The 11,874-nt window shown below is 64.4% G+C and carries 6 protein-coding genes and 1 pseudogene; 4 read left to right on the top strand and 3 right to left on the bottom strand.

The window, feature by feature from the left end:
* Positions 1–711: pseudogene (locus ACEN88_RS14525) on the bottom strand (TIGR02099 family protein); the annotation flags it as partial.
* A gap of 166 nt (positions 712–877) precedes the next feature.
* On the opposite strand from ACEN88_RS14525, the gene glnE reads away from it, so the two are divergent.
* From glnE to map, 3 genes are all read left to right on the top strand, one after another.
* Positions 878–3,634, top strand: coding sequence for a bifunctional [glutamate--ammonia ligase]-adenylyl-L-tyrosine phosphorylase/[glutamate--ammonia-ligase] adenylyltransferase (glnE, locus tag ACEN88_RS14520; protein WP_413340622.1), 2,757 nt, complete (start codon positions 878–880; stop codon positions 3,632–3,634).
* Positions 3,635–4,334: 700 nt separating this feature from the next.
* Positions 4,335–7,187, top strand: coding sequence for a TonB-dependent receptor plug domain-containing protein (locus ACEN88_RS14515; RefSeq protein ID WP_413340620.1), 2,853 nt, complete (start codon positions 4,335–4,337; stop codon positions 7,185–7,187).
* A gap of 102 nt (positions 7,188–7,289) precedes the next feature.
* Entirely contained in the window at positions 7,290–8,057 is a 768-nt protein-coding gene (gene map, locus ACEN88_RS14510) for a type I methionyl aminopeptidase (protein ID WP_413340618.1), read from the top strand.
* 43 nt (positions 8,058–8,100) lie between these two features.
* On the opposite strand, the gene gap is transcribed toward map, so the two are convergent.
* Positions 8,101–9,111 (bottom strand): type I glyceraldehyde-3-phosphate dehydrogenase, encoded by a 1,011-nt coding sequence (gene gap, locus ACEN88_RS14505; protein ID WP_036235159.1) that lies wholly within the window; start codon positions 9,109–9,111, stop codon positions 8,101–8,103.
* Positions 9,112–9,330: 219 nt separating this feature from the next.
* The gene (gene tkt, locus ACEN88_RS14500) at positions 9,331–11,364 is read right to left on the bottom strand and encodes a transketolase (protein WP_413340616.1); all 2,034 of its coding nucleotides are present in this window, start codon (positions 11,362–11,364) and stop codon (positions 9,331–9,333) included.
* Between the two features lie 84 nt (positions 11,365–11,448).
* On the opposite strand from tkt, the gene ACEN88_RS14495 reads away from it, so the two are divergent.
* A partial coding sequence (locus ACEN88_RS14495; protein ID WP_413340615.1) for an RsmE family RNA methyltransferase occupies positions 11,449–11,874 on the top strand: 426 nt, incomplete at its 3' end.

Here is an 11,874-nt window from a genome sequence, read left to right as displayed (position 1 = left end):
CTTCAGGGCGAAGCGGTGCGTGGTCCAGCGGTTCTGCAGCACGAGCGTCACGTCCGACAGCGCGAGCGTGGGCGCGGCGCGCAGTTCGTCCGTCCACGTCAGGCGGCCTTCGCGGATCACGACCTCGTGCTGGCGCAGCAGCCAGTCGGCGCCGCCGCCCTCTTCCTTTTTATTGGGATCGATGCGCACGCCCGCGACGGCGATGATGCCGTCCGCACCGCGCCGCACGTCCAGTTCCGGCCGGTTGATTTCCAGCGCCTCGAACCGGGGTTCGGCCGCCACCACGGACCACCACGACACGGTGGCGGACACGGACGGCAGCGCCAGCAGCTGGCGCCCGGCGCGGTCGTGCAGGCGCAGGTCGCCCAGGTACAGGTTCGGGCGCAGGCCGCGCCACGATGCGTAGACGCGCGCGATGGTCACCTGGTTGCCCAGCGCGCGGCTGGCGGCCTTTTCGATGTCGGGCTTGTAGTAATCGATGTTCGGCAGGACTGCGTAGCGCAGCACCAGGAACAGCACCGTGAACGCGAAGTAGACGAGCAGGACGGCCTTGATCGTGAAGCCGAGCACATGATGCGACGCGAGGTTCGCATAGCGGTAGCAGGCACGCGCGCGGGCCCAGCGCTCCACCAGCGGCAGCGCGTGCGTCTGGGGGTGCGCCTGCTCATGCGCGTTGGGCTCGCGCTGCGCCTGCGGTTCCGGGTTGTGCATCAATAGCGTCAAAAGACTCGCCGAGTTGTTAATCTGTAAATAAAAGAGAGCGCTTGCAACATCCGCGGCGTCTACCTTAACATCGTGCTGACCCAGGGCAGCATGGCGGGCAATTTTACCCCATAGCAAGCGTCCCGAAACGCACAACTCGTCTGGAATTCGCCTCATGCTCCATGCTTTCCCTTTCCAAGCTTCTTCGCAGTCGGCCGCGCAGATGTCGCGCTATTACCAACGCTGGCTCGCCGCCGATCCGGCCCGTGCCGGGCGCGTCGATACCCTGTCCGCATTATCGCTGGCCTCCCTCGATTTCGGCGCAGCGCTGGCGACCGAGGCCGCTTCTGGTCCCGACGGCACGGTCCTGCCGACAACGCGGGCCATGCGCCGGCTGCGCAACCTGCTCATCTGCACCATCATCCGGCGCGACCTCGACGGCCAGGCCGACCTGGACGAAGTCGTGACCGCCATGAGCCGCTTCGCCGATTTCGCCGTCCAGACCCATCTGGCCGAGCTGATGGCGGAGATGACCGCGCTGCACGGCGAGCCGGTCGGCGCCGATTCCGGCCGTCCCCAGCAGATGATGGTGCTGGCGATGGGCAAGCACGGCGGCGGCGAACTGAACGTCTCGTCGGACATCGACCTCATCTTCGTCTACCCCGAGGACGGCGATACGAAAGCCGGCCCCGGCCAGAAATCCCTGTCCAACCACGAATTCTTCGTGCGCCTGGGCCGCAAGCTGATCGCCGCGCTGTCCGAAGTCACCGAGGACGGTTTTACGTTCCGCGTAGATATGGCACTGCGTCCAAACGGCAAGTCGGGCCCGCTCGTGGCGAGCCTGAACATGGTCGAGGACTACCTGATCGTACAGGGGCGCGAATGGGAACGTTATGCGTGGGTCAAGGCGCGCGCGGTCACCGGCGATCCGGCCGACATCGCGGCCCTCGACGCCATCGTGCGGCCGTTCGTGTTCCGGCGCTATCTCGACTTCGGCGTGATCGACGCGATCCGCACCATGCACGCCCAGATCCGCGCCGAGGTCAACCGCCAGGAGCGCCTGCATCCGGAGCGCAACCAGAACGTCAAGCTGGGCCGCGGCGGCATCCGCGAGATCGAATTCCTCGCGCAAGTGTTTCAATTGATCCGCGGCGGCCGCGACCCGGCGCTGCGCGAGCGTTCCACGCGCAAGACCTTGCGCCTGCTGGCCGAGCGCGAACTGCTGGCTGCGGACACGGTCGAGCAATTGCTTGAAGCTTATACATTCCTGCGCAACCTGGAGCACCGCCTCCAATACCTGGAAGATGCCCAGACGCACACGATGCCCGTCGCGCCGGAGGATCGCAACACCGTCGCGCGCATGATGGGCATGGCCGACGAGGCCGAACTGCTGGCCCGGCTGGACGCGTGGCGCGCGTTCGTCGCCGCCCAGTTCGACGCGATCTTCGCCGACAAGGCGGCAGGCAGCGAGCCCGTCGACCCGGACGCGCTGCTGACCGATCCGGACAACCGCGACGCCATCGCCGACCGCCTCGCGAGCCTCGGCTTCGACGACCCGCAGGCCGGCGCGAACCGCCTGGTCGCCACATGGCAGGCGCCCAAGCTGCAGACGTTGCCGGAAGCGAGCCGCCACCGCCTCGTCGCCCTCGTCAACACGGCGCTGACGCAGATCCCGAACGTCGTCGCGCAGGCGGGTGCCGGCAGCCACGCGGCCACGCTGGGCCGTTTGCTCGATTTCTTCGAAGCCATTGCACGCCGCTCAGCGTACCTGTCGCTGCTGACGGAATATCCGCACACGCTGGAGCGGGTGCTCCGCATGATCAACGCGTCCGGCTGGGCCGCCACGTTCCTCACCCAGCACCCGATCCTGCTGGACGAGCTGCTGGACGACCGCGGCAACGCGGCCGAGGATCTGCCTTCGCTGGCGGCGAGCCTCGCGGCCCAGCTCGACGCGGCCACGGGCGATACCGAGCGCCAGCTCGACATCCTGCGCGAAGCCCACCACGCCCAGATGTTCCGCCTGCTGGCGCTGGATCTCGCCGGAGAACTGTCCGTCGAACGCCTGGCCGACCACCTGTCCGCGCTGGCCGACCTGATCGTGTGCGAGGTCGTGCGCCGCGCCTGGCGCACGATCGCGTCCCGCCACGTGGAAGTGCCGCGCTTCGCCGTGATCGCCTACGGCAAGCTGGGCGGCAAGGAACTGGGCTATGTGTCCGACCTGGACGTCATCTTCCTGTTCGACGACGACGACGACATGGCGCCCTCGAACTACGCCAAGCTGGCCCAGCGCTTCATCACGTGGATGACGACGCATACGCCGGCCGGCATCCTGTTCGACATCGACACGGCGCTGCGGCCGGACGGCGCGTCCGGCATGCTCGTGTCGTCCGTGGGGGCGTTCGAACGCTACCAGCAATCCTCCGCGTGGCTGTGGGAGCACCAGGCCCTCACGCGCGCCCGCTTCTGCGCGGGCGACACCGGCATCGGCGCCCGCTTCGAGGCGATCCGCGAACAGGTGCTGCGCCAGGACCGCTCGGGCCGCGAAGCCGAACTGCGCGAGGAAGTCGTCAAGATGCGCCAGCGCATGCGCGACGCGCACCCGCCCCGCGACGAACGTTTCGACCTGAAGCACGACGAAGGCGGCATGATCGACATCGAATTCATCGTGCAATACCTCGTGCTGCGCCATGCGGCCGCGTATCCGCAACTGACGGCGAACGTCGGCAACATCGCGTTGCTGAAACTGTGCGGCACGCTGGGCCTCATCGACATGGGCCTGGCCGATGGCGCCGCCGTGGCGTACCGCGCCATGCGCAAATTGCAGCACCAGGTCCGCCTGCAGGGCCAGGAAAATGCTCGCGTGGAACGCAGCCTCGTCGCGAAACATGCCGATGTCGTCGTCCGGCTGTGGCACGACTGCTTCCACGTCTGACGCTATCCCGAGCGTATTATTTCGCTCGGGAATTTGCTATTCCTTAACTTTTCCTCGCGAACATATTTACGGCTTGATTCTCGTCAATACATAAGCCACCGGTATGACTAACGTTGCGTGATCTGCAGCAATGTCTAAATCGGAGACTCAATGTCACAACGAAAGAGAATCGCATTGGCCGTGCCCCTGGCGTCGCGCTACTTCAGCGGCGCACCCGTCGACCCGCAGTTGCCGATCGATCCCCTGTCTACGTGCGCGACAACCAGTCGTTCTGACCTTTCAAGAAATTTTGCCTGTTGTACAAATGTAACAGTTTAAAAGGCGTGCAAATCCTCTTGCACCAATCTGATGCATTCCTGCCGTAAAAGAATGTTGCACCTATTTCAGCTATCTGTAGGGGGTTCTACGCCCAAACTGATGCTTTCGGCATAGATTCATGTCTGTACACAATATTTGTTGCCGTAAATATGGGCAACTCCATTGATTTTATTGTAATTACGCAAACCCGCAACACCCACAAATATGCACCCTTGAACATTGACAGGCTGCCACGGTGGATGCTTCCATTGCCAGCTTGAAAAAAAATGTTAACCACATTGCTTTCAAAACAGTCGCTTTGCAGCGACGGCCTCACACGGCTGCTGCTACCCAGTTCGCCGTGCCCTAACCTAGGAGTTTTGTAACCATGATGGAAAAAGTCTTGTCCCGCTCGATCCGCCTGATCTGCCTCGGCGGCGTCGCGCTCGGGATGCAAGCGGCTTACGCGCAAGAGACCCAATCGGCGCCCCTGCAGCGCGTCGAAGTGACCGGCTCGCGCATCCGCCAGGTCGACGTGGAAACGGCACAACCGATCCAGGTCATGACCCAGGAACAGATTCAAAAGACGGGTCTCGTGACCGTCGGTGACATCCTGAACCAATTGTCTTCCGCCGGTACGCCGGACTTCGACCGCGGCGGTTCGCTGACGTCGAACCGTGAAAACGGCGGCCAGTACATCAGCCTGCGCAACCTCGGCTCGAACCGCCTGCTGGTCCTGGTGGACGGCAAGCGCTGGACCCAGTCCGTCGACGGCTATACCGACATGTCGACCATCCCGTCGGCCATGATCGAGCGCATCGAAGTCCTGAAGGACGGCGCCTCGTCGATCTACGGCTCGGACGCGATCTCGGGCGTGGTCAACATCATCCTGAAGAAGCGCATGGATGGTGGCCAGCTGAGCATCTACAGCGGCGCCAACGACAAGGCCGACGGCCGCGCGAAGGACTTCTCGCTGACCTACGGCGCCAGCTCCGACAAGGCGTCGCTGATGGTCGGCCTGTCGCACACCGAACAGGGCACCGTGTGGGCCCGCGACCGCGACATCACCAAATACCCGAAGGGCCCGGCTCACCCGACCGCCGGCCTGGGCGCGGGCCCGTGGGCTGAAGTCCTGCCGGCCAACGGCGATGCCTTCGACTACGTGCTGAACCACACCGGCGGCGCCGGCGGCAACGGCATGGGCACGGGCTCGGATCCGCGCAACACGGCCAACTACCACGACTGGAAGAGCAGCATCGTCGAGGACAAGTTCAACAGCGCCTCGCAGATGATGTTCCAGATGCCGAACCGCCTGGACACGCTGTTCACCAAGGGCACGCTGGAACTGCCGTACAACATGCAGCTGAGCACGACCGCGATGTATTCGCAGCGCCAGTCGTCCGCGCAGGTCGCAGGCTACCCGCTGCGCAGCGATGCACAGCCGAGCTACCCGGTCTACATCGACAAGGACAACTACTACAACCCGTTCGGTGAAGACCTGTACTTCATCCGCCGCACCGTCGAAGTGCCGCGCGTGACGGAAAACACCAACAACACGTTCCACGTCGACACCACCCTGTCGGGCAACTTCGACTGGCAAGGCAAGGCCTGGAACTGGGACGTGGGCTACAACCACAGCGCCGTCCGCGGCACGACCATGGGCACCGGCAACGTCAACCTGCTGAACCTGAAGAAGGCTCTCGGTCCGTCGTTCCTGAACGCCAGCGGCGTCGTCCAGTGCGGCACCGCGGCCTCGCCGATCCCGCTGGCGGAATGCAAGCCGTTCAACATCATCGCCGGTCCGGGCGCAGCCAACAAGGAAACCCTGGACTACGTGATGTCGACCGGCCAGGCCACCTATGGCTCGACCATCAACAGCGCGACCGCCAACATCAGCGGCGAACTGCTGCAGCTGCCGGCAGGCATGCTGGGCGTGGCAGGCGGCGTCGAACACCGCGAAGTACGCGGCTACGACATCCCGGGCCAGTTCGAACAATCGGGCTACTCGACCGACCTGGCCGGCAACTCGACCATCGGCAAGTACTCGGTGCGTGAAGCCTACCTCGAAACGAACATCCCGATCCTGAAGGGTGTGCGCTTCGCGGAGCTGCTGAGCGTCGACCTGGCAACCCGCTACTCGGACTACAGCAACTTCGGCAACACCCACAACAGCAAAGCCAGCTTCATGTGGAAGCCGATCAAGGACGTGCTGGTGCGCGGCACGTGGGCACAGGGCTTCCGCGCTCCGACCGTGGGCGACACGTTCGGCGGCGGCCAGCAGACCTACGACACGTACATGGACCCGTGCGACAGCCTGTACGGCCAGCGCGGCACGCCGGGCGTCGATGCACGCTGCACGGCGCAAGGCGCACGTCCGGGCTTCCGCCAGACCGACCAGACCAACACCCCGATCACCGACGCGGGCGGCGCACAGAGCGCCAACCCGTTCATGTCGGGCGCCGGCAACGCCTCGCTGCAGCCGGAACGCGCCAAGACGAAGACCTTCGGCTTCGTCTACAGCCCGGCCTTCCTGCCGGGTCTGTCGGGCTCGCTGGACTGGTACAACATCCGTGTCGACAACCTGATCACCGGCATCTCGGCCACCCAGGTCGCCGAATACTGCTACGTGCAGGGTGTCCAGTCGTTCTGCAACGCGATCAAGCGTGACCCGATCACCGGCCAGATCACGAACCTCTCGCGCGGCAACGCCAACCTGGGCGCGCTGGAAACCGAAGGCTACGACCTGTCGTTCGCCTACCGCTTCAAGCGTGGTGCCTATGGCGCCTTCGGCGTGCGTTCGGACTCGACCTTCGTGACCAAGTACCGCACCAAGGCCGACAACACGGCCGACTGGGAAAGCTCGCTGGGCGAATACGACGGCAGCGGCGGCGTCGCCTACTACCGCGTGAAGTCGAACGTCGCGCTGGACTGGAGCCTGGGCAACTGGAGCGCCACCTGGACGGCCCGCTACTTCGGCGCGATGCGCGACAAGTGCTACAGCAGCACCGTGGAATGCTCGACCCCGCAAGGTCACGCCAACTGGGGTACCGGCTACAACAAGAAGGGCGCGATGGTCTACAACGACGTGAGCGTCGCCTACAAGACCTCGTGGAAAGGCCAGATCATGGTCGGCGCCAACAACATCTTCGACAAGGAACCGCGTACCACCGTGCTGGGTGCGTCGTCCTCGTCGGCTGTGGACGCCAACCTGCCGATCGACCGCTTCATCTACGTGCGTTACAACCAGGCCTTCTGATCACGCAAGTGACAGCCTGAACAATGCCCGCCGGGTTCGCCTGGCGGGCATTTTTTTTCGTGCATCGGCTATCATGAGCGATCGGTGCACACTCAACGAACCATGCCTATCAAACTCAAGACTGACAAAGACATCGCCAAGATGCGCGTCTCCGGCCGCCTGGCGGCCGAGGTGCTGGAAATGATCGCGGAATACGTCGTCCCCGGCGTCTCCACGGAAGAACTCGACCGCCGCTGCAATGAATACATCCGCAAGGTGCAGAAGGCCACGCCCGCCAACGTCGGCTACCACGGCTTTCCGAAGACCCTGTGCACGTCCGTGAACAGCGTCGTCTGCCACGGCATCCCCTCCCCCGCCGAGATCCTGCAGGACGGCGACATCGTCAACATCGACGTCACCGTGATCAAGGACGGCTGGCATGGCGACACGAGCCGCATGTACTTCGTCGGCACCCCAAGCCCGGAGGCAAGGAAACTCGTCGACACGACGTACGATGCCATGATGGCCGGCATCCGCGCCGTGCGCCCGGGCGCGCGCCTGGGCGACGTGGGCCATGCGATCCAGAAGCTGGCGGAAGCCCAGGGCTATTCCGTCGTGCGCGAATACTGCGGCCACGGCATCGGCAAGGTCTATCACGAAGACCCGCAGGTGCTGCACTACGGCCGCCCCAACACGGGCATGCTCATCAAGGAAGGCATGACCTTCACCGTCGAGCCGATGATCAACCTGGGCGAGGCCGACGTCGAACAGCTCGACGACGGCTGGACCGTCGTGACGCGCGACCGGTCGTTGTCCGCGCAGTGGGAACACATGATCGCGGTGACGAAGAACGGCTTCGAGATCCTGACGCCCTGGCCGAAGACGAAATAAAAAAACGCTCCCGAGGGAGCGTTTTTCATGGTGCAGAACCCGATTATTTCGCGTTCATCAGCGCCACGGTGGTGTCCAGCATGCGGTTGCTGAAGCCCCACTCGTTGTCGTACCAGGACGAGACCTTCACCAGGCGGCCCGACACCTTGGTCAGGGTCGCGTCGAAGTTCGACGAGGCCGGGTTGTGGTTGAAGTCGACCGACACCAGCGGCTCGGTGTTGTACGTCAGGATGCCTTTCAGCGCGCCTTCCGATGCGTCCTTCATCAGCTTGTTGATCTCTTCCACGGTCGTGTCGCGCTTGGCGATGAACGACAGGTCGACGATCGACACGTTGATGGTCGGCACGCGGATCGCGTAGCCGTCCAGCTTGCCGTTCAGTTCCGGCAGCACGAGGCCGACGGCGGCGGCGGCGCCGGTCTTGGTCGGAATCATCGACTGCGTGGCCGAACGGGCGCGGCGCAGGTCTTCGTGCATCACGTCGGTCAGCACCTGGTCATTGGTGTAGGCGTGCACGGTGGTCATCAGGCCGTTTTCCAGGCCGATGGCGTCGTTCAGCGGCTTGACCAGCGGGGCCAGGCAGTTGGTGGTGCACGATGCGTTCGAGATCACGGTGTCCGTGGCCTTCAGCACGTCCTGGTTCACGCCGAACACGATGGTGGCGTCGACATCCTTGCCGCCCGGTGCAGAGATGATGACCTTCTTGGCGCCGCCTTTCAGGTGGGCCGAGGCTTTTTCCTTGGTGGTGAAGAAGCCGGTGCACTCCAGCACGACGTCCACGCCCAGCTCGCCCCACGGCAGTTCGGCCGGGTTGCGCTGCGCGTACACGCGGATACGGTCGCCATTGACGATCATGTAGTCGCCGTCCACTTCGACGGTGCCCGGGAACTTGCCGTGGGTCGTGTCGTAACGGGTCAGATGGGCGTTGTGCTCGACGTTGCCGAGATCGTTCAGCGCCACGATCTGGATGTCCTGCTTCTTGCCGCCTTCGTAGAAAGCGCGCAGCACGTTGCGGCCGATACGGCCATAACCGTTGATTGCTACTTTGATCGTCATTTATTCACTCCTGATTAAAAAAATCCTAACACCGAAGCATAGCGCGAATACAGCTGTACGGACAGTCTCACTGTCCATGCGTCCCGTTAGCGTATCGGGGGCCTCGAAAACCGTAGCGAGCGGCCGCAGGTTTGGCCGAGAAGCGCAGCTGTACTTACGGTACAGCGAGCATCGCAGGCCGAACCTGCAACGCGCAGTAGGTTTGCGAGGCTCCCCTCGTTAAGCCGGGAGGACCGACTTGACTTTGGCGACGACATTCTCGACCGTGAAGCCGAAGTGCTTGAACAGCACCGGGGCCGGAGCCGATTCGCCGAAGGTATCGATGCCCACCACGGCACCTTCCAGGCCGACGTACTTGTACCAGAAGTCCGTCACACCAGCCTCGACGGCCACGCGCGGGATGCCGCGGCCCAGCACGGCAGCCTTGTAGGCCGCGTCCTGGCGCTCGAACACGTCGGTCGACGGCATCGACACCACACGCACCTGGATACCCTGGCCAGCCAGGGTTTCGGCGGCTTTCACCGCCAGTTCCACTTCCGAACCCGTCGCGATCAGGACCGCGGCCGGATTCGCCACTTCGCGCAGCACGTAGCCGCCCCTGGCGATGTTCGCGACAGTCGCCGCGTCACGCTCCATGAACGGCAGGTTCTGGCGCGAGAAGATCAGCGTGGACGGACCGTCCTTGCGCTGGACGGCTGCGCCCCAGGCGACGGTCGATTCCGTCGTGTCGCACGGACGCCAGTTGTCCAGGTTCGGGATCAGGCGCAGCGACGAGACGTGTTCCACCGACTGGTGCGTCGGGCCGTCTTCGCCCAGGCCGATCGAGTCGTGCGTGAACACGAACAGCGAACGGATCTTCATCAACGCGGCCATGCGCAGGGCGTTGCGGCTGTAGTCCGAGAACGTCAGGAACGTGGCGCCGAACGGGATGAAGCCGCCGTGCAGGGCGATGCCGTTCATCATGGCCGACATGCCGAATTCGCGCACGCCGTAGTTGATGTGGTTGCCCGGGGTGCCCGAACGGACGGGGATCGATTCCTTCCAGTTGGTCAGGTTCGAGCCGGTCAGGTCGGCCGAGCCACCCAGGAATTCCGGCAGCACCGGGGCCAGCGCCTGGATCGCGTTCTGGCTCGCCTTGCGGGTCGCGATGGTTTCCTTCTTGTCGATGGTCGACGCGATGGCGGCGGCCAGCGTCTCTTCGAATTTGCCCGGCAGCTCACCCTTCATGCGGCGCTCGAATTCGGCGGCCAGTTCCGGGTATTGCGCGCGGTAGCCGGCGAACAGCTCGTTCCACGCACCTTCGACGGCGGCTCCCTTCTGCTTCTGGTCCCAGGCTTCGTAGATCGGGGCCGGGATGTCGAACGGCACGGCGTCCCAGATCAGGTGCGCGCGCACCGCGGCGACTTCCTTCTCGCCCAGCGCGGCGCCGTGCACCTTGTCGCCGCCCTGCAGGTTCGGCGAGCCCTTGCCGATGATGGTCTTGCAGCAGATCAGCGTCGGACGGTCCGACAGCTTGGCCTGCGCGATGGCCGCGTCCACGGCGGCGACGTCGTGGCCGTCCACGCCCGGGATCACGTTCCAGCCGTACGCCGCGAAGCGCTGCGGCGTGTCGTCCGTGAACCAGCCTTCCACCTTGCCGTCGATCGAGATGCCGTTGTCGTCGTACAGCCAGATCATCTTGTTCAGGCGCAGCGTGCCGGCCAGCGACGCGACTTCGTGCGAGATGCCTTCCATCAGGCAGCCGTCACCGACGAATGCGTACGTGTAGTGATCGACGATGTCGAAGCCCGGACGGTTGAATTCCTTTGCCAGCAGCCACTCGGCCAGCGCCATGCCGACGGCGTTGGCGATGCCCTGGCCCAGCGGGCCGGTGGTCGTTTCCACGCCCGGGGTGATGCCGACTTCCGGGTGGCCCGGGGTCTTCGAATGCATCTGGCGGAAGTTGCGGATGTCGTCCATCGACAGGTCGTAGCCCGACAGGTGCAGCAGCGCGTAATGCAGCATCGAGCCGTGGCCGTTCGACAGCAGGAAACGGTCGCGGTTCATCCAGCCCGGATTGGCCGGGTTGTGGCGATAGTGGCCGTCCCACAGCGCAACGGCGATCTCGGCCATGCCCATCGGCATGCCGGGGTGGCCGGAATTCGCCTTCTGGACGGCGTCCATCGCCAGCGCACGAATTGCGTTGGCCATCAGGGTGGTGGTTTGCAGAGATTTCATGGATGTGTGGGTCTGAGGATAGGGAAGCGGTGGCACGAGCTGGCCTTAACCGGGTATTTTACCAGAGCATGACAACCTCGCTTTAAAATGCCGGCTCGTTAACGGTTCCGATTGCCATCCATGCCACGTTTTTACTGCCCCCAGCCCCTCATTCCCGGCAGCGTCGTCGACCTGCCGGAAGCGGTCGCCCACCACCTGCACGTCGTACGCCAGCAGAGCGGCGACGAGCTCGTGCTGTTCAATGGCGAGGGCGGCCAGGTGCGCGCGCGCCTCGCCGAGATCGGCAAGCGCCGCGCCAGCGCCGAGGTCATCGCGCTGGAAGCCGTCGATGTGGAGCTCCCCTTCCGCGTCACCTTGGCCCAGGGTTTGCCGGAGGGCAGCAAGATGGACTGGATCGTCGAAAAGGCCGTCGAGCTGGGCGCGGCCGGCATCATTCCGCTGGCGGCGCAGCGGTCCGTTGTGCGCCTGTCCGGCGACCGTGCCGACAAGCGGCTGGCGCACTGGCAGGGCGTCGTCGTCAGCGCGTCCGAGCAGTGCGGACGCAAC

Origin of the sequence: Massilia sp. CT11-108, assembly GCF_047302915.1 — a bacterium.
Taxonomy (GTDB): domain Bacteria; phylum Pseudomonadota; class Gammaproteobacteria; order Burkholderiales; family Burkholderiaceae_D; genus Telluria; species Telluria orientalis.
The sequence above is the reverse complement of the archived record's forward strand: the minus strand, read 5'-3'. Positions and strand labels throughout refer to the sequence as shown.

What these genes read in the sequence shown, in the direction of transcription:
- glnE (WP_413340622.1), top strand. Translation starts at nt 878, where the DNA reads ATGCTCCATGCTTTCCCTTTCCAAGCTTCTTCGCAGTCGGCCGCGCAG.
- map (WP_413340618.1), top strand. Translation starts at nt 7,290, where the DNA reads ATGCCTATCAAACTCAAGACTGACAAAGACATCGCCAAGATGCGCGTC.
- gap (WP_036235159.1), bottom strand. Translation starts at nt 9,111, where the DNA reads ATGACGATCAAAGTAGCAATCAACGGTTATGGCCGTATCGGCCGCAAC.